Genomic DNA, 26,560 nt, shown 5'->3' on the forward strand with positions numbered 1-26,560 from the left:
TGGTGGGCTAATACCCCGTCATTTCCAGATACCCGACACCTTTGTCGCTGCCGCTGAAGGTCACCGGGCCTTCCCAGTAGGGAATGCTCAGGCCCATCCAGGCGTTGGGGTTGAGCGCTTCAGTGATGATGTCGAGGTTCTTGCCGGGTATCTTGATTGACCAGCGCGTTGGCATTCGGTGATCGCCAATTACCGTCTCCTCCAGCGGCTGGAAGCTGACATCGCTGGCGTGCAGCATGTGCGTGCTGCCATCGGCGCTGATCCAGTTACCGGTCACGTAGGCTTCGCCATTCTTCTGGCGGATGCGGTACAGCATCAATCGATCACCGCCCGCCATTTGCAGGGAAAACCAGTCCCAGCCGGTCTGTTCAACGGTCAAGGGCTGACTGCTCCATTCCCGGTCCAGCCATGCCGTACCGGTGACCTGATAGTTTTTGCCTTCGATCTCGACACTGCCTTTGGCATCGAAAAATGGCTGGCTGTAATAGTAGGACGCCTGACCGACATCCGATTTTCGGCTGTAACCCTGATCACCCTGCAGCACTACCGGTTTGCTGGCGCTGAGGTGCAGGTTATAACGAAAGTCGTCACTGCTTGCTTTCAATTGCAGGCTTGCCAGAGGATCTGCTGCTGTGGAATCGCTGACCAGTGACCAGTCGTCGATCCAGGCGGCAAAGGGGCCCAACTCAACGTTCGCTTGCCCGATACCGCCACGTGCATAGCGCTGTGCCGCGTAATGACGGTTCGCCGACGTTGCCGCCGCATGCCCGAGCCAGATAGTCCTGTCATTCCAGCCGTTTCCTGTTTGGGTGCCGGCACGCAGGGCATTGCGAAACAGCGTCCACTGCACGCCGAATTGCTGGCCCTTGTCGTCCATCAATGTGGCGGTGATGTACCACCATTCGATTCTGAAACCGGGATGCTGACCATGGTCCTCGGGGAATGAAAAGGCCCGGCCCGGCGTGACTTGCGCGTAAGCCTCGGCCGGGGTGGCCAGCCCGGAGAAACCGCGGCCTGAGCCGGCCTTCTCGTCACAGGCCGCCAACATCAGTGCGAGTGTCAGGATCAGCCACTTATTGATCATTGGCAAAAGTCCTCAGCAAATCGGCAGGACGCGTGCGATACAACCTGATCAGCGGCCAGGCGGAGGCCAGCAATGTAGCCACCAACGCAAGGCCGGTCAGTTGCAGCAGTTGCAAGGGGAACACCTGCAACGGCAAACGCCAGCCGAAGGCGAGCACGTTGATCACTGCATTCAGGCACCACGCCAGGGCGATTCCCAATGGCAAGGCGAACAGAAGTGTCAACACCGCCAGCAGCCAGGTCTGCCCCAGATTGAGCAACATCAGTTGCCGACGTGTGACGCCCAGCGCCCAGAGCGGCGCAAGCTGACCGAGACGGCTCTGGCTCTGAGTCAGCAGGCTGATGAAAAGCGCCACGCCCGCGACACCCAGGGTCAGGCTGTTGAGCGCACCGGTAGCGGCGAACGTGCGTTCGAAGACCTGTGCCGACCAGCCTTTCAACTGGCTTTGATCAATGATGTGACGGTCGTCCAGCGCGAAATGCTGCTGTAATCCGTTGATCAACGGAGCAATGTCTTGCGCGGCGATTCTCAGATTGAAACGGATGGGTGTCAGGTGAGGCCAGTGCTCAAGCAAGTGCTCGGCATTGACCAGCAAGTGACCCTTTGGGTTTCCGTAGTCGGCATAGATGCCCACGATCCTGAGTGGCCATGGCCCGCTGGCTGCGGGCAGATTCAACGTGTCGCCCAGGCCGAGTTTCAATCGACGGGCCAGTTGCTCGCTGAGCATCACGGTGTCCTCATTTGCCAACTGATCCCAAGGGTCGCCCGCAGCGGACTCCAATAGCTGCCAGTGTTGACGATAGGTCGGGTGGTCAATGACCCCGTACAGGTCGGCGGGCCAGCCCTGAAGCTGGACGGGCACTTCCCAGTTCGGCAACACTGCGCTGACCTCGGGTTGCTGGCTCAGCCAGGTTTGTAAAGGTTGGGCCTGCTCCGGGTTTTGCGGCGTTATGTACAGCTCGGCGGTCAGGCGTTGTTCGAGCCAGTGAGTGAAAGTCTCGCGAAAACCCGAAGTCATGCTGCCGGCACCAATATTGGCAGACATGGCCAACAGCAAGGCCATCAATGCCAGGCTCAGGGCGGGCAGCTGTTGTCGGCAGTCCGCCAGAAACCATTGGCCCATGACCGAGCGGCTGCGTGCCAGCAGACCACCGAGCAAGGCGTCGAGTAACACCGGAAGGCCAAGCGCAGCGCTGAGGAGCAGCGAGGAAATCAGCACGAAGCCCCACGTCAGCGTATTGCCGAACAGCAAGGCCGCCACTGCAAGGACTGCCGCTGCCGCTGCAACCCAGCCCTGGCGCCGCAACCAGCGGGCGTGGGCCTGTTGCCAGGCTTGAGCATTGGCCAGCGCGAGCAACGGCAGACGTGCCGCACGCAACAGGCTGTTGGCTCCCGCCAGCAACGCGCCCAGCAGGCTCAAGCCGATGCCACTGATCCACCAACCTAGGCTCAGGTTCAGCGTCCCCGCGACTTCGGCGCCGTAAAGCCCCCGCAAGCTGGCCGCCACGTCGGGTAATAGCAGGCCGGCCAGCCAGTACCCACTGATCACGCCCAACAATCCGCCGAGTAACGCCAGCACACCCAATTCGATACTCAGCGCTGTGATGAGCAAACGGGCACTGACGCCGCAGGCGCGTAGATTGCGCAGCAGGCCACGGCGCTGCTCCAGCGCCAGGCCGATCGCGGCATGCACGATGAACAGCCCGACGATGAATGACAGCACGCCGAGTGCGTTCAGGTTCAGGTGAAAGCTTTCGGTCAGGCGTTCGAGGTTGTTGTCTTCACCACTTTTACTGATCACCAGTTTCCCGGTCAGATCGGGCGGCAGTGCTGGTAAGCGGGCGGCGAAATCCTTGGGCAGTATCAGCCGTGACAGCTGGCCAGGCACGTTGAGCAGTGACTGTGCGAAGCCCACATCGGTGAGCAGAGCGCCCGGCGCCATGTCAGATATGACACGCAAAGGGGGCAACGTCAGCCCCTGATCAGTTACTGGCTGCTCGCCTTCTGCCAGGCCAAGGCTTTGCAGGGTTTGCGGTGCGATCCAGGTCGCCCCTGGTGGCATCAGGAAATCGGCCACCACTTCAGGTCCCAGTGTCTGACCGGCCAGGTTCGAGTCCACCGGGAGGGTCACCGGTTCGACGCCTGTCAGTTGCAGTCGCTGGCTTTCATGCCCTTTGAGAACTATGCGACCCTGGACGACCGGCGACACAGGCCAGCCCGAGCGGCGCAACTGGATATACAGATTCTGGGAAAACAGATCGCCCGTGGCGGATTTCAAGCTGGTTTGCGGTTCACCGCCGATCAGCTGGCTCGCCCGCTGGTAACCTTCACGTGCCTGATTGTTAAGTGCCTGCACACCGGTCAGCAAGGCTGTAGCCAGCCATAAACCGGTCAGGACGCTGAAGAACTGTACGGGATGTCGCCGCCAATGGCTGAGCAGGGCACGCAACATCCAGTAGAAAACCTGCATTTCAATGTCCGTCCTGGTCAGCCAGCCGACCCAGATGCAACACCACTTTGCGCATCAATCGATCGGCGACACGCGGACTGTGGGTCACCATCAACAGACTGGTGGGGCTATCGGCGAGCAGTTCCAGCAACAATTGCAGCACGTCGTCACTGGTGGCTTCGTCAAGGTTGCCGGTGGGTTCGTCGGCCAGCAGCAGGGCCGGGCGTGAGGCAAGAGCTCGACCTATGGCGACGCGTTGTTGCTGGCCGCCGGACAGCTGCTCCGGGTAGCGGTCGAGCAGTTCGCCCAGCCCCAGTCGCTCTACCAGCGTTGCCTGCCATACAGGATCATGGCGTCCCGCCAGGCGCGCCTGAAAGGCAAGATTGTCTGCCACCTTGAGGCTGCCGATCAGGTTGAACTGCTGGAAAACGAGCCCGACTTCGGTGCGCCGCCAGTGGGCCAGTTGACGTTCATTCATACGGTCCAGACGCTGCCCGGCAATGTCTATCGTGCCGCCGTCTACCTGGTCGAGGCCAGCCACCAAGTGCAGCAATGTGCTCTTGCCACTGCCTGATTCACCCATCAACGCCAGGCTTTCACCCTGCGCCAACTGCAGATCCACACCCCGCAGCACGGCCAACGGACCCTGTGCCGTCGTGTAGCTTTTGAATACGTCCTGCACCTGCAACATGAGCGGCCCAACTGTACTGAACTGAAGTAGAAGAGTAGCGGCTGGCGGTCCGCACGTCGCGGGCTAATCCGACAGGGCGACGTGCAGACCGATCAGTTGTGCGATTATTTCCCTTTGCCGCGAATCAGATCGCGTAGGCCGAACCGATTGGGGTGGCAGGCTTCGGCAACGCTGCGCGGCACAGGCAGGGGTTCATCGTCCAGCCACGCGGCGAGCAGTTCTGCGGACAGCGGTGCGGTGATCAGCCCCCGTGAGCCATGGCCGCTGTTGACGTACAGCCCGTCAAGCCACGGGCATGCAATCTCCGGCACCTGCCGCGCATCCTTGCTCAGCGCTGCATATGCCTGAGCGAAGGCGTCACGCTCGGCCAGTGGGCCGACGATAGGGAGGTAATCGGGGCTGGTACAGCGAAAGGCTGCACGTCCCTCCAATTGTTCGGGCGGCAAGTCCGAAGCGCCCAGGCGAGCGGTGAGGTCGGGGGAGATTTCCTGAAGCAGTCCCAGGTTGTCGACATGGTCGGCAAGATTGGGCGTCAGATCGACACTGTTGAAATCGAAGCTGGCGCCCAGCGTGTGCTCGCCGAGGCGAGCCGGCGCGACGTAGCCTTCGGCGCAGACCACGGTGGCCAATGCGGCGCTGGCAGAGGTTTCTATCAATCGGGTGATCTGGCCACGGATGCGCTTGAGAGGCAGGTCGGCAGTTTGCGCGAATTGCTTGATGTCCGCCGCACCGGCCAGGATAACCACCGGTGCACTGGCAATCATTCGCTGATCGTCCCAGGCCTGCCATTGGCCTTCGACACGGCGCAGCGACAGGGCTTCGTGATGGGCGATCAACTGGATGTTCGTGTGCGCGACGTGTGCATGACACAGCGCTGGCGGATGCACCCAGCCGCCTTCGGGATAGAACAGCCCGCCGCTGGCGAGCGAAATCCCGCTGCGTGCTTCGGCGCTGTTTTTGTCCAGCAGGTGCAGCAGGGTTTGGGGAAAAGCGTCGGCCAGTTGATGCTGACGCTTGGCTTCTTTCTCGTCGAAGGTCAGTTGCAGGACGCCGCAGTTGTCCCAGTCGACCCCTCGTTGGAGTCGCTCGAGTAAACGTCGGGTATGGCCGAAACCACTCAGAACCAGCTGCGACAACGCAGTGCCATGGGCGGACAGTTTCAGGTAGAGCACGCCTTGCGGGTTACCCGAGGCTTCCTGTGCGGGCGCGGCGTGACGCTCCAGCAGGCTCACATGCCAGCCGCGATTGGCGAGGCTCTGCGCGGTGGCGCAACCCGCCAGCCCGGCGCCGATCACCAGCGCCGTGCGCTCGCCAGTGTGGGCCGGTGGCCGGGCGAACCAGGGTTTGGCCGCAGGCGCAGGCGCGACGCTTTCGGGCCAGGCGATGAAAGCACCGCGCAGTACTTCCCACTTGTGGCCGATGCCCGGCACACGCTTCATCTTGAAGCCAGCAGCGTTCAACGCACGTCGCACCCAGCCAGTGCTGGTGAATGTGCCGATTGTGGTACGGGTGGTCGAGAGTCGCGCCAGTTCGGCGAACAGTTCTGGTGTCCACATTTCAGGATTTTTGGCGGGCGCAAAACCATCGAGAAACCATGCGTCGATGTGCCCGTCCAGTTGCGGCAACATCTGCAAGGCGTCGCCGATCAGCAGCGTCAGGGTGACGCGACCCTGATCAAATACCAGCCGCTGGAAGCCCTGATGAATCGCCACGTATTGCTCAAGCAACTGATCGGCAAACGTCGCCAGTTCTGGCCATAACGCCAGCGCACGCTCCAGATCGGCGCGGTTGAGCGGATACTTTTCAACGCTGACGAAATGCAGACGCGCTTGAGGCGCGGCGCACGCTTCAAATAATTGCCAGGCGCAGAGAAAATTCAGTCCCGTGCCAAAACCGGTTTCGCCGATGATCAGCCGTTCCCCGGCAGCCATTGCGGTAAACCGATTACGCAGGTCGTTCTGGACCAGAAATACATGGCGTGTCTCTTCAAGGCCCGATTCGGTCGAGAAGTAGACGTCTGCAAAAGCGTGAGAATGCGGATTGCCATGTTCGTCCCAGTCGATCTGGGCGTAGTGGTTGGTGGTCATGTTCGGCTCAGCGTTGGCGGTCGCGGCATTTTAGCCTTGTGTGCCTTTAAAAGCGGTATTGCTGTGTGCCGATTGACCCATGGTGAGAAATGGTGGTCCTAATAGCCAACTGGCCATCACCTGCCAGGCTCAACCGAACCGCGAAGGGAGTTGTGCATGTTTGAATCCGCTGAAATTGGTCATGCCATTGATGACGAGACGTACGAGGCTGCCGTGCCCGCCTTGCGTGAGGCGCTGCTGGAGGCTCAATACGACCTGCATGAGCAGGCCGGGCGTCAGGTTATCGTACTGATCAATGGTATTGAGGGCGCAGGCAAAGGCGAAACCGTCAAATTGCTCAATGAGTGGATGGACCCTCGTTACATCGAGGTGCGCACGTTCGACCAGCAGACTGATGAAGAACTGGCACACCCACCGGCCTGGCGCTATTGGCGGCAACTGCCTGCCAAGGGACGCATCGGCGTGTTTTTTGGCAACTGGTACAGCCAGATGTTGCAGGGGCGTGTGCATGGTCGGTTCAAGAACGCGGTGCTCGACCAGGCCATCAGCGGTGCCGAACGCCTGGAAAAGATGCTTTGTGATGAGGGCGCGCTGATCTTCAAGTTCTGGTTTCATCTGTCAAAAAAGCAGATGAAATTGCGCCTGAAAAGCCTCAAGGACGATCCGCTGCACAGCTGGCGGATCAGCCCGCTGGACTGGCAGCAGTCCAAGACTTACGACAAATTTGTGCGCTTTGGCGAGCGTGTCCTGCGTCGCACCAGCCGCGAGTATGCGCCCTGGCATGTCATTGAAGGTGTGGACGCCAACTACCGCAGCTTGACGGTCGGGCGCCTGCTGCTTGAAGGCATGCAGGCTGCGCTGAACAAGGCAGAGTCGGAACCCAAGGCGCTGACTGTAGGGCCGATGGCGACTCATGACGACGACATGACATTGCTTGACAGCCTCGACCTGACGCTCAACCTGAGCAAGGAAGACTACCAGCAAGCGCTGATTACCGAGCAGGCACGCCTGTCTGGCAATCTGCGTGACAAACGTATGAAGCGTCATGCGCTGGTCGCTGTGTTCGAAGGCAATGACGCGGCAGGCAAGGGCGGTGCGATTCGCCGAGTGGCGGCCGCGCTGGACCCTCGGCAATACAGCATCGTGCCGATTGCGGCACCCACTCAGGATGAACTTGCCCAACCGTACCTCTGGCGCTTTTGGCGGCAGATACCGGCACGGGGCAAATTCACCATCTTTGACCGCTCCTGGTACGGTCGCGTGCTGGTTGAGCGGGTAGAGGGGTTTTGCAGCGAGCCGGACTGGAAGCGTGCCTACGCCGAAATCAACGACTTTGAGGAGCAGCTCACCGATTCAGGCATAGTCGTCGTCAAGTTCTGGCTGGCGATCGACGAGCAGACTCAGTTGGAGCGCTTCCAGGAACGTGAGCAGATCCCCTTCAAGCGTTACAAGATCACTGAAGACGACTGGCGCAACCGCAAGAAATGGCCCGAATATCGTCGAGCCGTCAGTGACATGGTGGATCGCACCAGTACCGCGATTGCCCCGTGGACCCTCATCGAGGCCAACGACAAGCGCTGGGCCAGGGTCAAAGTCTTGCGCACCCTCAATGAAGCGTTGGAGGCCGCGTTTGCCAAGGACCGCAAGGATTGATTGCGCCGGCGGGCTTCAAAAACGTGTGACAGATCGAGGCCAATGGGATGTTTGCATGATGCGTCTGTGCAGGTAGAAAACTTTCCCGGTTGGGCCTGCGCAGGCTGAGAAGGATTCAGGGGTTGCGCAGGGTTTTCTGCCGCAGGATGTAAACCGTCACCAGCACCGCGCTGATCAGCATGAAGGTGCGGGCCCAGATCAGCGGCACCAGATAGCATGAGAGACTGATGCTGGCCCACATCAGGCCGATCGCATAGACCTTGCCCTTGAGTGGAATGCCGTTGCCTTCAAGGTAGTCACGGACCCACGGCCCAAGCTGCCGGTGATTGATCAGCCAGCTATAAAAGCGTGGGGAACTGCGGGCAAAGCATGCAGCAGCCAATAACAGAAAGGGTGTGGTAGGCAGCACCGGAAGAAAAATACCGATGACGCCCAACGACACGCTCAGCCAGCCAACGGCCATAAGAAAGTAGCGCACCAGCCGGTTACGACTGGTGCGCGGCACATCATGCGCCATAGGCGCAGACTCAGTGGTGACGAGGCTTGAGGATCGCCGGTTTTTCGTCCGGTGCCTGGCACAGCAGGTACAGGGCAGTCAGCGCTTCCGGAATCTGCACGATCATGTCGTCCATCAGGTTTGCGTCCTGAGCGATATCGGCGAACTCGGGTTGCTCGTCGAACAGGCCCGAACCGACCATGATCGGCAACAGCATTTCGCTGACTTCTTCCTCGGCGCTTTCAAACCAGGCGTTTTCACGCAGGAACACACCTTCCATGAAGCCGATGCACCAGCCACGCAGGTCCGAATCATCCGGGTCGTCGCCCAGGTCCAGGTCGCACGGCAGCTCGAACTCTTCGTCCGAAGCCAGCTGACGTGCAATGTGGGCCTGAAGCAGAACCAGAGTGGTTTCGATCTCTTCGCGCTGGGCGTCGCTTGCGTAGTGCGGCGGCTCGGAGAACAGCGCGTCGATCCACTCACGCTCCGGCACTGGTTCGGAACAGATAGACAGCGCGGTCATATAGCCATGAGCGGCCACGTAGTCCAGTGCTTCATCGTGCAGTTCATCTGCATCGAGAAAGACTTGCAGGCGGGTTATTTGCTCAGCGAAGGACATGGACGCACTACCTTGAAAAATAAACAATGCTGAATTCTAGGCCCTGAGCGTCCGTGGCGCCAGCACGGAGGCCCATTACAGTTAATTTTGACCGCTCATGTCTCAGTCATCCTCTGCCCTCGAGTGCTCGGGTATACTCCCCCGTTTTGCAGTGCAGCAGGATATTCCGGGGTTTTTATGCTTGAGCAGGCGCAACGCGTACTTAAAGACATCTTCGGTTACGACAGCTTTCGTGGTCGCCAGGGTGCCATTATTGAGCGCGTGGCCGAGGGCGGCGATGCACTGGTACTGATGCCTACCGGTGGCGGCAAATCCCTGTGTTTCCAGGTGCCTGGCCTGCTGCGAGACGGCCTCTGCGTGGTGGTCTCGCCCCTTATCGCCCTGATGGACGATCAGGTGGCCACACTGGACGAACTGGGTGTGTCGGCCGCAGCGCTCAATTCCACGCTCAATGCCGAACAGCAACGCGAGCTGGCCAACCGGATTCGCCAGGGTGAGGTCAAGATGCTGTACCTCGCGCCGGAGCGGCTGGTCCAGCCGCGCATGCTGTCTTTTTTGCAGAACCTGAAAATTGCCTTGTTCGCGATTGACGAAGCCCACTGCGTATCACAATGGGGTCATGATTTTCGCCCGGAATACTTGCAACTGGGCCAGTTGGCCGAGCTGTTTCCGGATGTGCCGCGCATTGCCCTGACGGCCACCGCCGACAAACGTACCCGGGAAGAAATCGTCACGCGGCTGCACCTGCAAAATGCCGAACGTTTCCTGTCCAGCTTCGACCGCCCCAACATCTTCTATCGCATCGTGCCCAAGGAACAGCCGCGCAAGCAGTTGCTGGCGTTCCTGTCAGAGCGTCGCAGCGATGCCGGAATTGTCTATTGCCTGTCGCGCAAGAAAGTTGACGAAGTGGCGGTCTTCCTCAGCGATAACGGCTACCCGGCACTGCCTTACCACGCTGGCTTGCCCGCCGAGACGCGCGCCGCCAATCAGAAACGCTTCCTTAATGAGGAGGGGCTGATCATGGTGGCGACTATCGCGTTCGGCATGGGCATCGACAAGCCCAACGTGCGCTTCGTTGCGCACATGGACCTGCCCAAGTCGCTGGAAGCGTACTACCAGGAAACCGGCCGGGCAGGGCGTGACGGTCTCCCGGCTGATGCCTGGATGGCGTACGGCCTGCAAGACGTACTGATGCTCAAGCAGATGTTGCAGAATTCCGAAGGCGACGAGCGACACAAGCGCCTGGAGCAGCACAAGCTCGACGCCATGCTGGCTTTGTGCGAAGAAACCCGCTGCCGCCGTCAGACGCTGCTCGCCTATTTCGACGAAGACATGCCCAACCCGTGCGGGCATTGCGACAACTGCGTCGACGGTGTGCAGACCTGGGACGCCACCGAGCCCGCGCGTCAGGCGTTGTCCGCCATCTACCGCACCGGGCAACGTTATGGCGTAGGGCATCTGGTTGACGTACTGCTTGGCAAGTCCAACGACAAGGTCGAGAGTTTTGGTCATCAGCACCTGTCGGTGTTCGGGGTTGGCAAGGCACGCTCCGAAGGGGAATGGCGCTCGTTGTTCCGGCAGTTGGTGGCCCGCGGTCTGGCTGACATTGATCTTGAGGGTTATGGCGGTCTGCGCTTGAGCGATACATGCCGACCGCTGCTGCGCGGTGAAGTCACGCTCCAGCTTCGTCGCGACCTCAAGCCACAGACGACTTCCAAAAGCAGTTCCGGTAGTCAGGCCAGCCAGCTGGTGCGTGGCGAAGAGCGCGAACAATGGGAGGCCCTGCGCACCTTGCGCCGTAAACTCGCCGAAGAGCACGGCGTGCCACCGTATGTCATTTTCCCTGATTCGACGTTGCTGGAAATGCTGCGCAGCAAGCCTGGTTCAATGGCCGAAATGGCCAGGGTCGGTGGTGTGGGCGCACGCAAGCTGGAACGTTACGGCGAGGCTTTTCTTGAAGTGCTCAGCGGCAAGGCCGAGGCGCCTCGTATCGTCGCCGACATTCGTCACGAACTGATCAGCCTGGCGCGTGCTGGCATGACCCCGATGCAGATTGCCGGCCAATTGCAGTGCTCGGAAAAGAACGTTTACACCTTGCTTGCCGAGGCCATAGGCAAACAGCAGCTCTCTGTCGAGCAGGCGCTGGACCTGCCGGACGATCTGCTGGGCGAGGTTCAGGACGCCTTTCTGGATGGCGAAGGCGAGCTTCCGCCGGTATCGGCGATTGCCGAACAGTTTGTCGGTCGGTTTCCTGAAGGCGTGTTGTATTGCGTGCGCGCAGCCCTGCAATCCGAATTTGAGGTATAACGGCCTGCAATAAGACGTCAAGGTCAGGCGCTTGCCTGATCCCCGGGAGCATGCTTAGCTCGCTAATAATTAGTTTCAATCATGAGCTCTCTATGCCAATGACTGATGAACACCGCTTCGGGATGCAACTTGCGCACATCTCCCGAGGCTGGCGAGCCGAGCTGGATCGTCGCCTCGCCGACCTGGGGCTTTCCCAGGCCCGCTGGCTGGTCCTGCTGCACCTCGCACGCTTTGTCGAGCCGCCGACCCAGCGCGAGCTGGCGCAAAGTGTCGGTGTTGAAGGCCCGACCCTTGCGCGATTGCTGGACAGCCTTGAAGGTCAGGGTTTGGTCCAGCGTCTTTCGGTGGTCGAGGACCGCCGAGCGAAGAAGATTCTGCTCAGCGACACCGCATTGCCCCTGATCGAAAAGATCGAAACCATTGCCAATGTGCTGCGCATCGAGCTGTTCGAAGGCGTCGATGAAGAAGATTTGCGCGTGTCCATGCGAGTGCACTCGCAAATTCTGGCCAATCTCGAAAGATCCTGAGGTTGGTGCGCACGTTCTCCCCCATACTCGTGTAACGGTTGTTGATGCCCATCTGAACAGGTGAGAAGCCTGCTGTGGTTTCCATAAGGATTAGCATGCGGAAGATTTTTGAGGCAGGGACCCGACGCGCCGACCAGTCGGCGCAGGTCAGAAGTCGTTTGCGCACGGGCATGATCGCCGCCTCGGTTGTGGTGTCTTCGCTTGTGTATTCAACGATGGCGTCTGCGCTCGGTTTGGGCGGGATCAGCCTGCATTCGGCGCTCAACCAGCCATTGAATGCCGAGATCGAGTTGTTGGAGACCGACGGCCTCAGCCCGGAAGATATCGTGACGCGTCTGGCGTCACCCGACGCGTTTGCCAGGGCTGGCATCGAGCGCGTCTTCTTTCTCAATGACTTGCGCTTCACCCCGGTGTTGCGCGCTGGGCGCAGCGTCATCAAAGTCGTTTCGAGCAAACCGGTGACCGAGCCTTACTTGAGTTTTCTGGTCCAGGTGGCGCGCCCCAATGGCGACCTGCTGCACGAATACACCGTGCTGCTTGATCCCGCGACCTCGCCCGAGGGGCTGGCGGCCACTCGCAGCCGAAATCCGCAGCGCACGGCCCAGGCTGCTGTGCCGCAGACGCGGATGCCGGTTGCGCCGCCGCCTGCGGTGCAGGGCAAACGTTACACCGTCGCCAATGGCGACACGCTCAATGGTATCGCTGGCCGGTTGCAAGGTCCTGGCAGCAAGGTTTCAGCGAGTCAGCTGGCCGATGGCATCCGTTCGCTTAACCCTCAGGTGTTTGCCAGCGGTGCCAACTCAGGGCTCAGGATTGGTCAGGATCTGCTGGTCCCGGACTCGGCTGTTTTGCCAGGCACCTCGTCAGCTACACCTGCCGCTTTCGCCGCCGCAACGCCGAAGGCTGAAGTTCAGCCTGCCGATGCCCGACAAACGGCCGACCAACTGACGGTCGCTGCGATTCAGAATCAGCAATTGGTCAAGTCGCTGGAAGACCTGAAGACTCAGGCCAGCGAATTGCAAGAAACCCTGGCGGGCAAGGACAAGCAAATCATGGCCTTGCGCGCTGATCTTGCCCTGGCCCAGTCCTCTGCAGCGCCTGTTGCAGCGTCAGCGACTCAGGTCAGTGCGGCCAGTCCGGCGATTTCACCCCAGCCACCGGCTGCACAACCTGTTGTAGCCGCCAGTGCTGCGGACGAAAGCTTTATCAATATTCCGACGCTGCTGGGTGTGTTGCTGGTCCTGTTGTTGCTGGCGGCGTTGCTGTATGCCAGACGGCGTCAGAAGCACAAAAGCGAAGGAGCCATGACAGACACGCCCGATGAGGGCCTGATCAAACCTGCGCAGTCCTCGATCCTGCCTGTTTTTGAGGTGCCTGCCGTGGCGCCGCAACCTGTGGTCGCGCCTGTCGCCAGCAAACCTGTCACGTCGCAACGCCTGGCAGGCGCTGCGCCGGATGCTCTCGACGGGGTCAGCATTTATATCGCATATGGCCGTTTCAGCGAGGCCATTGGTATCTTGCGCGCAGCGCTGGAAAAACAGCCCGAGCGTGAAGATATTCGCGTCAGGTTGCTTGAATTGTTGGCCGAGCAGGGTGATAGCGCTGGGTTTGCCCGCGAAGAGCAGGCCGCGCTGGAGCAGGGTGTAGATCCGCAAACGCTCCAGACCCTTCACGATCGTTACCCGCTGTTGAAGGTCAGTGCGGCGGCGGCGCTTGCTGTTGCGCCGGCCGCAATGGCTTCCATGTCGCTGGACAAGAGCCAGCCTGACTCAAGGCCAGTCGCCAGCCCGGTTGCCGAGCCTGAGCCCGCTGCCCAGTTGGATGAAACGACTGCCGCTGCCTTGAATCCCGAGCCAGCCGATGAGTTTCAGCTGAATCTCGACGACCTGTCCATGGACGCCAACTGGGATCTGGTCGATCCGTTCGATAGCCCGCCTGCACGCGTCAAGCCAGCGCCCGAGGTCCAGGTGGACCCTGAGTTCTCGTCTGATCTGACCCAGTTGCCAGAAGTCATGGAGCTGTCTGATGAACAGTTTTTGAGTGACTTCTCTGAAACCGAAGAGATTGAGCCAATTGAGGTGATTGCACAGCCTGCCACCGACGATTTGAGTGACGACTTCCTCGACAGCTTCATGACCGATGATTCTGATTTCGACCTGCTGGACCTGGAAGAACCTCCGCTGACTCAGATCAACCAGGCGCAGGTACTGATAGAGGAAGGTGACATCGAGTCGGCTCGGGAAATTCTGTTGCAGATTCTGGAGGAGTCAGACGACGAGCATCGGCGCATGGCGCAGGAGCTGTTGGCAGGGATCAGCTGAGTTTGATCTGACAGTAGTTGTCAGGTCTGCCCAAGCGCCTGAGTCGCGTTGTTATCGACGCGACCCAGGGCAGAGGACGATTTTCTAGTGCTTGCTGCCCTGTGCTGACATGGCCAGCAATTGTTTTTCCTGATTCCAGTCGAACGGTTCGTCGTTCTGCTCGGCTTCGTAGCGACGCTCTTCGAGTGCCTGATACAGCTCGATTTCATCATCCGGCATGAAGTGCAGGCAATCACCGGCGAAGAACCACAACAGATCGCGAGGCACCAGATGGGCGATCTGCGGGTAACGCTGAATGACCTGACACAGAATGTCCTGGCCCAGGTACTGGCTTTCAATCGGGTCCTGTGGCAATTGCTCGACCAGTTCGTCGAAGCGCTCCATGAACAACGCATGGCTTTCTTCTGGAACCTGCTCGGCCTCGCCCAGCGCGACCAGAATGCTGCGCAGATGCGCCAGCAGGCCAAGATGGTGGTCGAGAGTGGCGTCGGCCATGATGTAATCCTCAAATGCAAAAACAGGCGCGAGAGTATAAAGCTCTGCGCGCCTGCTGTGGGGATGAGCTGACAGTTATCGGATCTTGCCCGGTGTCAGGGTCAATTCTTCCTTGTCGAAATCATCCACGTCGATCACCTTGCGGCGAGCGGCCTCTGCTGCCTGAAGCGTCTGAGCCTCTGCGGCCTGCAACACGCCGACACGCACCGCCGCGTCGATCGCGTGCTCACCCGGGGCAGGGCGAACCTCGCCGCCCTTGAGCGCCGCGCCCAGCTTCTTGTGCAGCGGATAAGCAGCGCTCAACAAGTCGCTGGCGTGCTGCAATGCTCCGACCGGATCGTCGGCTGACTGTGGTCGGTAGCAACCACCCAGCAACTCCTCCAGTGTCGGATCGCCTTTGGCGCGGCCCAGCACTTGTGCCACTTCAGCATCCAGCTTGTCTGATGGACCTTTGTGACGGCGGCCGAACGGGAAGACCACGGCACGCAACAGCCCGCCAAGCAGTCGGTTGGAGTTGCTGAGGATTTCGTCCATCGCGCGTTCCGAGTGACCCAGGCTCTCTTCCATGGCCCAACGAAACAGCGGGTCCATGTGATCAGGCGAGTCCAGATCGTGGTAGCGCTTGAGCGCCGCCGACGCCAGATACAAGTGACTGAGTACATCACCAAGACGCGCTGACAGCCGCTCGCGACGTTTCAGCTCACCGCCCAGCAGCATCATGCTCAGATCAGCCAGCATGGCAAACGCAGCGGCCTGACGGTTCAGTGCACGGAAGTAGCCTTGGCTCAGGCTGTTGCCCGGCGCTCTTTCGAAGTGACCAAAACCCAGGTTGAGGATCAGGGTGCTGGCCGCATTGCTTACGGCGAAACCGATGTGCTTGAGCAATAGCGTGTCGAACTCGGCCAGGGCCGCGTCGTGATCGGTGCGTCCGGCCAGGGCCATTTCCTTGAGCACGAACGGATGGCAGCGGATCGCGCCCTGGCCGAAGATCATCAGGTTGCGTGAGAGGATGTTGGCCCCTTCGACAGTGATGAAAATCGGCGCGCCTTGCCAGTTACGACCCAGATAGTTGTTCGGGCCCATGATGATGCCCTTGCCGCCGTGCACGTCCATCGCATGGCCGATACACTCGCGCCCGCGTTCGGTCAGGTGGTATTTGAGGATGGCCGACAGCACCGACGGCTTTTCGCCCAGATCCACGGCATTGGCCGTCAGCATTCGCGCGCTGTCCATCAGCCAGGCGTTACCCCCGATCCGGGCCAGTGCTTCCTGAATACCCTCGAACGCTGACAGCGGTACGTTGAACTGCTCACGCACCTTGGCGTACTGGCCTGTCACCAGGCTGGTGTACTTGGCCGCGCCAGTGCCCACGGCAGGCAAGGAGATCGAACGGCCGACCGACAGGCAGTTCATCAACATCATCCAGCCCTTGCCCAGCATCGGCTGGCCACCAATCAGGTAGCTCAGCGGCACGAACACATCCTTGCCTGAGTTCGGGCCATTCATGAAGGCCGCGCCCAGTGGTACATGGCGACGACCGATCTCCACGCCCGGGGTTTCGGTCGGAATCAACGCAAGGCTGATGCCCAGGTCTTCTTCCTCGCCCAGCAGATGCTCAGGGTCATAGGCCTTGAAGGCCAGCCCGAGCAGGGTGGCAACCGGGCCGAGAGTGATGTAACGCTTTTCCCAGGTCAGGCGCAGGCCGATGACTTCTTCACCCTGCCACTGGCCTTTGCAGATGATGCCAGTGTCAGGCATGGCGCCTGCGTCAGAGCCAGCCAGCGGGCCGGTCAGCGCGAAGCAGGGGATGTCCTGACCACGCGCCAGGCGGGGCAGGTAGTAATTGCGCTGCTCTTCGGTGCCGTAATGCAGCAGCAGTTCGGCGGGGCCGAGCGAGTTGGGTACCATGACGGTAGAGGCCAGATCGCCGCTGCGGGTTGCCAGTTTCATGGCAACTTGCGAGTGGGCATACGCCGAGAAGCCTTTGCCGCCAAACTCCTTGGGGATGATCAAGGCGAAGAAGCCGTGCTCCTTCATGTGCGTCCAGGCCTCTGGAGGCAGGTCCATGGCCTGACCGATTTCCCAGTCGCTGACCATCGCACACAGTTCTTCGGTCGGCCCGTCGATAAAGGCCTGCTCTTCTTCGGTCAGGCGGACTTTTGGGTAAGCCAGCAACTTGTCCCAGTCGGGACGACCGCTGAACAGTTCACCGTCCCACCAGACTGTGCCGGCATCAATGGCGTCGCGCTCGGTTTCTGACATCGGCGGCAACACTTTCTGGAACCAGCTGAACATTGGCGCGGTGAAATGTTTGCGACGCAGGTCGGGCAGCACGAGCGGTACGAACACCACCAGCCAGAGCAGCCAGAACACGGTCAGCAGCCAGCCCGGCGCATGGCTGAAAATACCCATGGCCAACAAGTAGACCGCCACCACGCCCAGCGCGGGAAGCGGGTCGAGGCGACGATGAGCCAGCCAGGCAATGCCGACGACCAGCACTACTATCCACAACAACAGCATAGGTATTCCTCCGTGATGAGCGCGGCGGTGGCCGCGTTCAAGAACTGGTCGCCAGGCAGTGTTGAGGCGACATCGATAGTGACCCTCGGCTGGCAAGTAAGTTGCTGCCTGATCAGGGTAGACTGGTGCCCGATCGATTTTCAAAACCACTGCGAGGGGAACGCAATGCTAAAAATCTGGGGGCGGAAAAATTCCAGCAACGTGCGCAAGGCGCTCTGGATTGCCGAAGAAGTAGGCGTGCCTTACGAAACCGAGGATGCCGGTGGCGCATTCGGGTTGGTCAACGAGGCCGTCTACCGCGCCAAAAACCCCAATGGCCGGATTCCCATGATTGAAGACGGCGATTTTGTACTCTGGGAATCAAACGCTATCGTGCGTTATCTGGCCGCTCGGCACGCCCCTGATTCTGACCTTTATCCCGCCGATGTCCAGGCCCGGGCGATTGCGGACAAGTGGATGGACTGGACCACCTCGACTATTGCGGCGCCGTTCAGCCCGGTATTCTGGGGTGTGGTACGGACCCCGGCCGAGCGTCAGGATTGGGTCGCCATCAATGATGGTGTTAAAGCCCTGCATGAATTATTGAAGGTCCCCGATGAGGCGCTGTCCCGCCAGCCTTATTTGTCGGGTGAATCATTCGGTATGGGTGATATTCCTTTGGGCTGCTTCGCCTACGGCTGGTTTGAAATGCCGATTGAACGTCCGCCGCTCCCTCACCTCCAAGCCTGGTACGAACGACTCAAGACGCGTCCCGCTTACCGCAAGGCGGTCATGAGCCCGTTGACCTAGCGCCTTAAAGGGTGAAGGTAGAAGGGCGGTCAAGAATGCTTGCCGCCCGCTATCCGCCCTTCGATATTTACTATTAACAAATGTGTCTGTACTTGAAGAGGTCATCCACGCACCATTGCGTGAGCGAGTGGCCACCCTCTGGTGCTCGCAGCTGATTCATCTCCCTTTTTCCAGATTGGTGCGTTTTCCGATATGTCTTCCGCTCTGTCCATCCGGCAGCTAACCAAAACCTACGGCAACGGTTTCCAGGCCCTGAGTGGTATCGACCTGGACGTTGCCGAAGGTGATTTCTTCGCCTTGCTCGGCCCTAACGGCGCTGGCAAATCCACTACCATTGGCATCATTTCCACGCTGGTCAACAAAACCGGCGGCACGGTCAATATTTTCGGCCACGACCTGGACCGTGAACCCGCTGCGCTCAAGCGCAGCATTGGCGTGGTGCCGCAGGAGTTCAACTTCAATCAGTTCGAAAAAACCTTCGACATCGTCGTGACTCAGGCTGGCTATTACGGCATCCCGAAGAAGATCGCCATGGAACGCGCCGAGCAGTACCTGACCCAGTTGGGGCTGTGGGACAAGCGCAACGTGCCATCGCGCTCGCTGTCGGGCGGCATGAAGCGCCGACTGATGATTGCCCGCGCGCTGGTCCACGAACCGCGGCTGTTGATCCTTGACGAGCCGACAGCGGGCGTGGACATCGAGTTGCGTCGTTCGATGTGGACTTTCCTGACCGAGCTCAACCAGAAGGGCATCACCATCATCCTGACCACCCACTATCTGGAGGAGGCCGAGCAACTGTGTCGCAACATCGGCATCATCGACCACGGGGTGATCGTGCAGAACATGGGCATGAAGCAGTTGCTCAGCACGTTGACGGTCGAGACCTTCGTACTGGACCTCAAGGCCAACTGGCAGACCGCGCCGCAGTTGCCGGGCTTCCCGTGCCGTCTGCTGGACAGCCATACGCTGGAAGTTCAGGTCGACAAGGACGTTGGTATCACAGCGTTGTTCAGCCAACTGGCCTTTCAGAACATTGAAGTGCTGAGTCTGCGCAACAAATCCAATCGTCTTGAGGAGTTGTTCGTGTCTCTGGTCGAGAAAAATCTCGCGAAGGTGGCGGTATGATCGACAAGACCGGCGAACTGCGCCCCAACCTGGTTTCCCTGAAAACCATCGTCAACCGTGAAGTCCACCGCTTCATGCGCATCTGGCCGCAGACTCTGCTGCCGCCTGCGATCACCATGGTCCTGTACTTCGTCATTTTCGGTAATCTGATCGGTCGCCAGATTGGTGATATGGGCGGCTTCACTTACATGCAGTACATCGTCCCCGGTCTGATCATGATGTCAGTGATCACCAACTCCTATGGGAACGTGGTCTCAAGCTTCTTTGGCGCGAAGTTTCAGCATTCCATCGAAGAGCTGATGGTGTCTCCGGTATCGCCGCACACCATTCTGATCGGTTACACCCTGGGTGGCGTTTTGCGCGGGCTGATGGTCGGTTTCATCGTGACCATGCTGTCGATGTTCTTCACCGACCTTCAAGTGCATCATCTGGGCGTCACCATTGTTGTCGTGGTACTGACCGCAACCATTTTTTCGTTGCTGGGCTTCATCAATGCTGTGTTTGCGCGCAACTTCGATGACATCTCGATCATCCCGACTTTCGTCCTGACGCCACTGACGTACCTGGGCGGGGTGTTCTACTCGATCAACCTGCTGCCGCCGTTCTGGCAGACCGTGTCGCTGGCCAACCCGGTCCTGCACATGGTCAACGCCTTCCGCTACGGCATTCTTGGCGTTTCTGATATCAAGATCAGCATCGCCATGGCGTTCATGATTGTCGCGACCGTTGTGCTGTATTTCGGTTGCGCCCGCCTGCTGGTCAGTGGGCGCGGGATGCGTCAGTAATATTGTGTCTGTCGACCTGCCTTCTGGCGGGTTGATAGCTGCACGGCTCGCTCTGCTCAGATTCTGAAACACACCTTCCTCACCCGATCCTTCGCTTGCGCTCATCCTTGAAGCTCTCTGCTTTGAGGATTGACCATGCGCACAGGGATGATCGCGCTTGCCGCCGGGCTGTTGGCCCTGCGTTTTCTGCCTGCCTTGCCACCCACCTGGCTGTTGCTGTTGATGCCGATTGTGGCGTTGATGCTTTTGCCATTCCGGACCTATTGGCTGGCGCTTTTTCTGTTCGGTTTCACCTGGGCTTGTATGTCTGCGCAGTGGGCGCTGACTGATCGGCTGCCACAGCGCCTCGATGGCCAGACGCTCTGGCTACAGGGCAAGGTGGTCGGCCTGCCGAGCGTGGCCGATGGCGTTGTACGTTTTGAGCTGGCGAACGCTGCGTCGCGCCGTACAAAATTGCCCGGGTTGATCCGTGTTGCCTGGTATGGCGGGCCTGAAGTACGCAGTGGCGAGCGTTGGCGGCTGGCAGTCAAGCTCAAGCGCCCCGGCGGGCTGGTCAATCCGGATGCATTCGACTATGAGGCCTGGTTATTGGCCCAGCGTATTGGCGCAACCGGCTCGGTAGCAGACGGCCAACTGTTGGCTCCCGCCCGTGCAGCCTGGCGCGATGCGATTCGCCAACGGTTGCTGGCTGTCGATGCGCAAGGCCGGGGGGGCGGGCTGGCAGCGCTGGTACTGGGCGACGGATCCGGCTTGTCCACCACCGATTGGCAGGTGCTGCAAGATACCGGCACCGTGCACCTGCTGGTGATTTCCGGTCAGCATATTGGTTTGTTGGCTGGCGTCATGTACGCGCTGGTCAGCGTTCTGGCGCGTCGCGGTCTGTGGCCGCGCGCCTTGCCGTGGCTGCCGTGGGCCTGTGGTCTGGCATTCGCCGCCGCGCTGGGCTACGGGTTGCTGGCAGGGTTTGATGTGCCGGTGCGCCGCGCTTGTGTGATGGTTGCCATGGTGCTTCTCTGGCGCTTGCGCTTTCGCCATCTGGGCGTGACGTTGCCTTTGCTGTTCTCGCTCAATGCCGTATTGCTGTTCGAGCCCCTGGTCAGCCTGCAACCCGGCTTCTGGCTGTCGTTCTCGGCAGTCGGAATTCTGATCCTGATTTTCAGCGGACGCCTGGGCGCCTGGCGCTGGTGGCAGAGCTGGACGCGTGCGCAATGGCTGATCGCCGTCGGCTTGCTGCCGATCCTGCTCGCGCTGAATCTGCCGATCAGCGTCAGCGGCCCTCTCGCCAACCTGCTGGCGGTGCCTTGGGTCAGCCTGATCGTTTTACCGCCTGCTCTGATCGGAACATTGCTGCTTGCGGTCCCGGTCGTCGGTGAAGGCCTGCTCTGGCTGGCTGGTGGTGCGCTGGAATGGCTGTTCATGTTTCTCGGCTGGGTGGCCGAACGTGTTCCGGCATGGTTGCCCAGTGCCCTGCCGCTCTGGGCGTGGGCGCTTGGCGTGCTGGGTGCAGTTCTGCTGCTGTTGCCGAAGGGCGTGCCCATGCGACCACTGGGTTGGCCCATGTTATTGCTGTGTGTGTTTCCATCCCATGAACCGGTGCCCCACGGCCAGGTCGAGGTCCTGCAACTGGATGTCGGGCAGGGACTGGCGATTCTGTTGCGCACTCGCCATCACACATTGTTATATGACGCGGGGCCGCGCTTTGGCGAGTTCGATATCGGTCAGCGCGTGGTGCTGCCTGCGATCCGCAAGGCCGGTATACGTCACCTGGACCTGATGCTCATCAGCCATGCCGATTCCGACCATGCCGGAGGCGCATTGGCCGTTCATCGTGCGCTGCCGGTGTCTCGCGTACTGGGCGGCGAAGTGACCAGGCTGGCCCCGCAACTCGATGCCCGACTGTGCGAGAGCGGCGAGCAATGGGAATGGGACGGCGTGACGTTCTCTACCTGGCGCTGGGAGCAGGCCCCGGCAGGCAATCCGGCGTCCTGCATGCTGAGTGTCGAGGCGAGTGGCGAGCGGCTGCTGCTGGCTGGCGATGTCGATGTCGCGGCAGAGCATGCGGCAATAGACAGTGGTTTTGACCTGCGCGCGCACTGGCTGCAGTCTCCGCACCATGGCAGCCGGACGTCGTCCTCCAAACCATTTCTGCGCGCTGTCGCGCCCGTCGGTGTATTGATTTCCCGTGGGCGCAACAATGCGTTCGGGCATCCGCATCCTTTGGTCATGTCGCGTTATCAATGGCTGGGCATCACCGCTTATGACAGCGTTGAGCTGGGTGCGATCAGCCTCCAGCTGGGTGCATTCGGCAAGCCTTTGGCAGAGCGGGCGCAGCGGCGTTTCTGGCGTGACTGAACGCACGCTTATCGATCTGATCGTTCGGCAGCCCGCGACCCTATGGTAGAGTGGCGCCAATTTTCAAGGGAGTGGCTGCTGTGTGGGAACTGGTCAAGTCTGGCGGCTGGATGATGCTGCCGATCGTTTTGAGTTCCATTGCCGCTGCTGGCATCATCATCGAGCGTCTCTGGACATTGCGTGCCAGCCGTATCGCCCCGCCTCACTTGCTGGGGCAGGTCTGGCAGTGGATCCAGGACAAAAAGCTCGATAACGAAAAGCTCAAGCTGTTGCGCGCCGACTCACCGTTGGGCGAGATTCTTGCCTCGGGTCTGGCCAACTCCAAGCACGGTCGCGAGATCATGAAGGAGTGCATCGAAGAGGCCGCCGCCCGGGTCATCCATGATCTGGAGCGCTACCTCAGTGCGCTGGGTTCGATCGCTGCCATGGCCCCACTGCTGGGTCTGCTGGGTACCGTGCTGGGTATGATCGACATCTTCGGTTCGTTCAACAGCTCCGGTGCAACGGCCAATGCCGGGGTGCTGGCGGGCGGTATTTCCAAGGCGTTGATCTGTACGGCGTCGGGTCTGATCGTTGCAATCCCCGCCATCTTCTTCCATCGCTTTCTGCAAAGTCGGGTCGATGAGCTGGTTGTCGGTATGGAGCAGCAAGCCATTCGCCTGGTTGAAGTGGTGCAGGGCGACCGTGATGTCGACCTTATCGATGCCAAAGTCGATCTCGTGTCGCTGGCCAAGGCTGGCGGGGGCAAGAAGAAGTGAAATTTCGTCGCCGCAGGCCGCGGGAGAACATCGACATCAACCTCGTCTCGCTGATTGACGTGGTATTCATCCTGCTGCTGTTCTTTATTGTGACGACTACGTTTACCCGCGAAACCCAGTTGCGCGTTGATTTGCCCCAGGCGGTGACCGGTACGCCGGAAGTCGATGCGAGCCTCAAGCATCTGGATATCGCCATCAATGCTGACGGGGTATTTTCCCTGAACAACCAGTTGCTGCCGAAGAACGATCTGGCGACGCTGATCGAAGCCTTGCAGCGCGAGTCGGCGGGCGACACCAGCTTGCCGCTGTCCATCAGTGCCGACGGCAAGACCCCTCATCAGGCCGTTATCACTGCCATGGATGCGGCCGGAAAACTGGGTTTCAGCCATCTGCGCATGACCACTGTCGAGGCCGCATCGGCTAACTGATGGCATTCACCGACCGCTTGCTTGATGCCTGGTACAAAGGCCACCCTGCGCTGGTGCTGCTGCGCCCTCTTGAAAGCCTTTACCGTCGGGTCGTGAACGCCAGGCGTTCCCGGTTTCTGGCGGGCGAGGGCGCGATCTACAAGGCGCCGGTGCCGGTCATCGTGGTGGGTAACATCACTGTTGGCGGCACCGGCAAGACGCCCCTGATCCTGTGGATGATCGAGCATTGTCGGCGCCGGGGTCTGCGTGTGGGTGTGGTCAGCCGTGGCTACGGCGCCAAACCGCCGACCCTGCCGTGGCGAGTTCTGCCAGAGCACAGTGCTGCCGAAGCAGGCGACGAGCCTCTGCTGATCGTGCAGCGTTGCGGTGTGCCGCTGATGATCGATCCTGATCGCAGCAGCGCCGTACGGGCATTGCTGGCTGCCGAACCGCTGGACGTGATCCTTTCCGATGACGGCTTGCAGCATTACCGTCTGGCCCGCGACCTGGAACTGGTGCTGATTGATGCCGCTCGCGGCCTGGGCAATCGGCGGTGCCTGCCTGCCGGACCTCTGCGCGAGCCGGTTGAACGATTGGCGAGTGTGGACGCCTTGCTTTACAACGGCGCAACCGAGGACCGTGATGACGGTTACGCCTTCACGCTCAAGCCTTCGGCGCTGGTCAATCTGCGCAGCGGCGAGCACCAGCCGGTAGAATATTTCCCGGCCGGGCAAGCGCTGCATGCGGTGGCCGGAATCGGCAATCCTCGACGTTTCTTCAATACCCTTGAAGGATTACACTGGCGACCTGTCACTCACGCGTTTGCTGATCATGCGGTTTTCAGTCTGCAGGCACTGACTTTCACGCCATCGCTACCCGTGGTCATGACCGAAAAGGACGCCGTCAAATGCCGAGCGTTTGCAGCGGATGACTGGTGGTATCTGGCAGTGGATGCAGTACCTTCCGACGCCTTCGTCAGCTGGTTCGATGAGCAGCTGTCTCGTTTCTCTCCTTGATTGCTTCAGGATCTCCTATGGACACCAAACTACTCGACATCCTTGCTTGCCCGATCTGCAAGGGCCCATTGAAGCTCAGCGCGGACAAGACCGAGCTGATCAGCAAAGGCGCGGGCCTTGCCTATCCGGTTCGTGACGGCATCCCGGTGATGCTGGAAAGCGAAGCACGCACCCTGACAGCCGATGAGCGTCTGGACAAATGACCGCAGCCTTCACCGTTGTGATTCCTGCGCGCTATGGCTCCAGCCGTTTCCCCGGCAAGCCTCTGAAAATGATTGCGGGCAAGCCGATGGTGCAGCACGTCTGGGAGCAGGCCCTCAAAAGCAGTGCTCAACGTGTGGTGGTCGCTACGGATGACGCCCGTATCGTCGAGGCATGCGAAGCCTTTGGTGCGCAGGTGCTGCTGACCCGCGAGGATCACAACTCGGGCACTGATCGGCTTGCAGAAGTGGCTACCCAGCTGGGTCTGGCCGCAGACGCAATCGTGGTCAATGTACAGGGCGACGAGCCGATGATTCCGCCTGAGGTGATCGATCAGGTTGCAGCCAATCTTGCCGCGCACCCTGAAGCCGGAATCTCCACGCTGTCCGAGCCTGTCGAGGACGTAGCTGCGTTGTTCAATCCCAATGTCGTCAAGGTCTCCACGGACATCAACGGTCTGGCCCTGACGTTCAGCCGTGCGCCGTTACCCTGGGCACGCGATGCGCTGGCCAAGAGTACGGATGAACTACCTGCTGGCGTGCCTTATCGCCGTCATATCGGGATTTATGCCTACCGTGCCGGGTTCCTGCATGACTTTGTCAGTTGGGGTCCATGCTGGCTGGAAAACACCGAAAGCCTCGAGCAACTCAGAGCGCTCTGGAATGGTGTACGTATTCATGTGGCAGACGCGCTTCTGGCACCGCCTGCAGGCGTCGATACGCCTGAAGACCTCGAGCGCGTAAGGCGCTTGCTGGAGGGTTGATGTCGGCTTTTCAGGTGCTCGGGTCGGGGAAAACAAAGTCATGACGTTGCAGTTACAGTCTGATGTTTCACTCAAGCCGTTCAACTCCTTTGGTGTGGACGTCAAGGCAAGGCTTTTTGCTGAAGCCCATAGCGACGATGACGTCAGAGAGGCACTGACGTACGCCGCTGAGCATGAAATCCCGCTGTTGGTCATCGGGGGCGGCAGTAATCTGCTGCTCAGCGGGGATGTTCAGGCGCTGGTGCTGCGCATGGCCAGTCGTGGCATCCGCATCGTGCATGAAGACTGTCGCGATGTGCTGGTCGAAGCCGAGGCTGGCGAGCCTTGGCATCCCTTCGTGCAGTCATGCCTGGAGCTGGGCCTTTCAGGGCTGGAAAATCTCAGTCTGATCCCCGGCACTGTGGGTGCGGCGCCGATGCAGAATATTGGCGCTTACGGCGTCGAGATCAAGGATGTCTTTCACAGTCTGACTGCGCTGGATCGCGAGACTGGCGAACTGCATGAGTTCTCTTTGCAGGACTGCGCCTTTGCCTACCGTGACAGCGTATTCAAGCAACAACCTGGCCGTTGGTTGATTCTGCGCGTGCGTTTCAACCTCAGTCATGACGCGCAACTGCATCTGGAATACGGTCCGGTTCGTCAGCGCCTGGAGGCACTGGGTATCAAGCAGCCGACTCCATTCGATGTCAGTCGAGCGATCTGTGCTATTCGCAGTGAAAAACTGCCTGACCCTGCGGTGCTCGGCAATGCGGGCAGCTTTTTCAAGAACCCGGTGGTTTCGGCCGACCTGTTTGCCACGATCAGACGCCAGCATCCAGGCGTCGTGGGCTATCCGCTCGCCGGTGATACTCAGGTCAAACTGGCCGCAGGCTGGTTGATAGAGCAGGCTGGCTGGAAAGGCTTTCGCGATGGCGATGCCGGAGTGCATGCGCTGCAGTCACTGGTGCTGGTCAATTATGGGCAAGCCAGCGGCTTGCAGCTGCTGGACCTTGCGCGTCGTATCCAGGCGGATATCGTCGAGCGTTTCGGTGTTGAGCTTGAGATGGAGCCGAACCTGTATTGATAAGGTCTGGTTGATCAAAGGTTTGATCAGGCTTTTGCTTTTGCACAATTTG

Annotated in this window: 22 protein-coding genes; 14 read left to right on the forward strand and 8 right to left on the reverse strand. The window is 60.0% G+C overall.

Features of this window, described 5'->3' with window-relative positions; all coding sequences use genetic code 11:
• Window positions 1-7: 7 nt before the first annotated feature.
• From KDX37_RS02635 to mnmC, 4 genes are all read right to left on the reverse strand, one after another.
• Window positions 8-1,084 carry a lipocalin-like domain-containing protein gene (locus tag KDX37_RS02635; RefSeq protein ID WP_231651126.1) on the reverse strand — a complete coding sequence of 359 codons (1,077 nt, stop codon included), beginning with the start codon at window positions 1,082-1,084 and terminating at the stop codon, window positions 8-10.
• Window positions 1,074-3,554, reverse strand: coding sequence for an ABC transporter permease (locus KDX37_RS02640; protein WP_231651127.1), 2,481 nt, complete (start codon window positions 3,552-3,554; stop codon window positions 1,074-1,076). The genes KDX37_RS02635 and KDX37_RS02640 overlap by 11 nt, the downstream gene beginning before the upstream one ends.
• 1 nt (window position 3,555) lies before the next feature.
• Window positions 3,556-4,224: an ABC transporter ATP-binding protein gene (locus tag KDX37_RS02645; protein ID WP_231651128.1), complete on the reverse strand. Its 669-nt coding sequence runs from the start codon at window positions 4,222-4,224 to the stop codon at window positions 3,556-3,558.
• A 104-nt stretch (window positions 4,225-4,328) separates the two neighbouring features.
• Window positions 4,329-6,311: a bifunctional tRNA (5-methylaminomethyl-2-thiouridine)(34)-methyltransferase MnmD/FAD-dependent 5-carboxymethylaminomethyl-2-thiouridine(34) oxidoreductase MnmC gene (mnmC, locus tag KDX37_RS02650; RefSeq protein WP_231651129.1), complete on the reverse strand. Its 1,983-nt coding sequence runs from the start codon at window positions 6,309-6,311 to the stop codon at window positions 4,329-4,331.
• A 156-nt stretch (window positions 6,312-6,467) separates the two neighbouring features.
• On the opposite strand from mnmC, the gene pap reads away from it, so the two are divergent.
• A complete protein-coding gene (gene pap, locus KDX37_RS02655) occupies window positions 6,468-7,964 on the forward strand; it encodes a polyphosphate:AMP phosphotransferase (RefSeq protein ID WP_231651130.1) in 1,497 nt (498 codons plus the stop codon).
• A 115-nt stretch (window positions 7,965-8,079) separates the two neighbouring features.
• Here pap and KDX37_RS02660 read toward each other — a convergent pair whose 3' ends face one another.
• Window positions 8,080-8,481: a YbaN family protein gene (locus KDX37_RS02660; protein WP_231651131.1), complete on the reverse strand. Its 402-nt coding sequence runs from the start codon at window positions 8,479-8,481 to the stop codon at window positions 8,080-8,082.
• Between the two features lie 10 nt (window positions 8,482-8,491).
• A complete protein-coding gene (locus KDX37_RS02665; protein ID WP_231651132.1) occupies window positions 8,492-9,079 on the reverse strand; it encodes a UPF0149 family protein in 588 nt (195 codons plus the stop codon).
• 177 nt (window positions 9,080-9,256) lie between these two features.
• Between KDX37_RS02665 and recQ the strand changes: the two genes are divergently transcribed.
• From recQ to KDX37_RS02680, 3 genes are all read left to right on the forward strand, one after another.
• Window positions 9,257-11,386 (forward strand): DNA helicase RecQ, encoded by a 2,130-nt coding sequence (gene recQ, locus KDX37_RS02670; RefSeq protein ID WP_231651133.1) that lies wholly within the window; start codon window positions 9,257-9,259, stop codon window positions 11,384-11,386.
• A 92-nt stretch (window positions 11,387-11,478) separates the two neighbouring features.
• The gene (locus tag KDX37_RS02675; protein WP_231651134.1) at window positions 11,479-11,913 is read left to right on the forward strand and encodes a MarR family transcriptional regulator; all 435 of its coding nucleotides are present in this window, start codon (window positions 11,479-11,481) and stop codon (window positions 11,911-11,913) included.
• 170 nt (window positions 11,914-12,083) lie between these two features.
• Window positions 12,084-14,234: a FimV/HubP family polar landmark protein gene (locus KDX37_RS02680; protein ID WP_231651318.1), complete on the forward strand. Its 2,151-nt coding sequence runs from the start codon at window positions 12,084-12,086 to the stop codon at window positions 14,232-14,234.
• Window positions 14,235-14,318: 84 nt separating this feature from the next.
• Here KDX37_RS02680 and KDX37_RS02685 read toward each other — a convergent pair whose 3' ends face one another.
• Window positions 14,319-14,729, reverse strand: coding sequence for a PA2817 family protein (locus KDX37_RS02685; RefSeq protein WP_231651135.1), 411 nt, complete (start codon window positions 14,727-14,729; stop codon window positions 14,319-14,321).
• A 75-nt stretch (window positions 14,730-14,804) separates the two neighbouring features.
• Complete coding sequence (locus KDX37_RS02690) at window positions 14,805-17,249, reverse strand: acyl-CoA dehydrogenase (RefSeq protein ID WP_231651136.1); 2,445 nt, start codon at window positions 17,247-17,249, stop codon at window positions 14,805-14,807.
• Window positions 17,250-17,414: 165 nt separating this feature from the next.
• Here KDX37_RS02690 and KDX37_RS02695 point away from each other — a divergent pair, with 165 nt between their 5' ends.
• The 10 genes from KDX37_RS02695 to murB all read left to right on the forward strand — a co-directional run bounded on the left by KDX37_RS02695 (window position 17,415) and on the right by murB (window position 26,508).
• The gene (locus KDX37_RS02695; RefSeq protein WP_231651137.1) at window positions 17,415-18,038 is read left to right on the forward strand and encodes a glutathione S-transferase; all 624 of its coding nucleotides are present in this window, start codon (window positions 17,415-17,417) and stop codon (window positions 18,036-18,038) included.
• A gap of 192 nt (window positions 18,039-18,230) precedes the next feature.
• Entirely contained in the window at window positions 18,231-19,163 is a 933-nt protein-coding gene (locus KDX37_RS02700; RefSeq protein ID WP_231651138.1) for an ABC transporter ATP-binding protein, read from the forward strand.
• Entirely contained in the window at window positions 19,160-19,948 is a 789-nt protein-coding gene (locus tag KDX37_RS02705) for an ABC transporter permease (RefSeq protein WP_231651139.1), read from the forward strand. Before KDX37_RS02700 ends, KDX37_RS02705 begins: the two co-directional genes overlap by 4 nt.
• A 135-nt stretch (window positions 19,949-20,083) precedes the next feature.
• On the forward strand, window positions 20,084-22,300 hold the full coding sequence (locus KDX37_RS02710; protein ID WP_231651140.1) for a DNA internalization-related competence protein ComEC/Rec2: 2,217 nt from the start codon (window positions 20,084-20,086) through the stop codon (window positions 22,298-22,300).
• 80 nt (window positions 22,301-22,380) lie between these two features.
• Entirely contained in the window at window positions 22,381-23,058 is a 678-nt protein-coding gene (locus KDX37_RS02715; protein WP_231651141.1) for a MotA/TolQ/ExbB proton channel family protein, read from the forward strand.
• On the forward strand, window positions 23,055-23,486 hold the full coding sequence (locus tag KDX37_RS02720) for an ExbD/TolR family protein (protein WP_231651142.1): 432 nt from the start codon (window positions 23,055-23,057) through the stop codon (window positions 23,484-23,486). The genes KDX37_RS02715 and KDX37_RS02720 overlap by 4 nt, the downstream gene beginning before the upstream one ends.
• Complete coding sequence (lpxK, locus tag KDX37_RS02725) at window positions 23,486-24,481, forward strand: tetraacyldisaccharide 4'-kinase (RefSeq protein ID WP_231651143.1); 996 nt, start codon at window positions 23,486-23,488, stop codon at window positions 24,479-24,481. The genes KDX37_RS02720 and lpxK overlap by 1 nt, the downstream gene beginning before the upstream one ends.
• A gap of 17 nt (window positions 24,482-24,498) precedes the next feature.
• Window positions 24,499-24,684: a Trm112 family protein gene (locus tag KDX37_RS02730; protein ID WP_231651144.1), complete on the forward strand. Its 186-nt coding sequence runs from the start codon at window positions 24,499-24,501 to the stop codon at window positions 24,682-24,684.
• On the forward strand, window positions 24,681-25,445 hold the full coding sequence (gene kdsB / locus KDX37_RS02735) for a 3-deoxy-manno-octulosonate cytidylyltransferase (RefSeq protein ID WP_231651145.1): 765 nt from the start codon (window positions 24,681-24,683) through the stop codon (window positions 25,443-25,445). Before KDX37_RS02730 ends, kdsB begins: the two co-directional genes overlap by 4 nt.
• A 40-nt stretch (window positions 25,446-25,485) precedes the next feature.
• The gene (murB, locus tag KDX37_RS02740; protein ID WP_231651146.1) at window positions 25,486-26,508 is read left to right on the forward strand and encodes a UDP-N-acetylmuramate dehydrogenase; all 1,023 of its coding nucleotides are present in this window, start codon (window positions 25,486-25,488) and stop codon (window positions 26,506-26,508) included.
• The last annotated feature ends 52 nt before the right edge of the window (window positions 26,509-26,560 follow it).

The sequence above is a fragment of the Pseudomonas californiensis genome, assembly GCF_021147775.1.
Classification (GTDB): Bacteria; Pseudomonadota; Gammaproteobacteria; order Pseudomonadales; family Pseudomonadaceae; genus Aquipseudomonas; species Aquipseudomonas californiensis.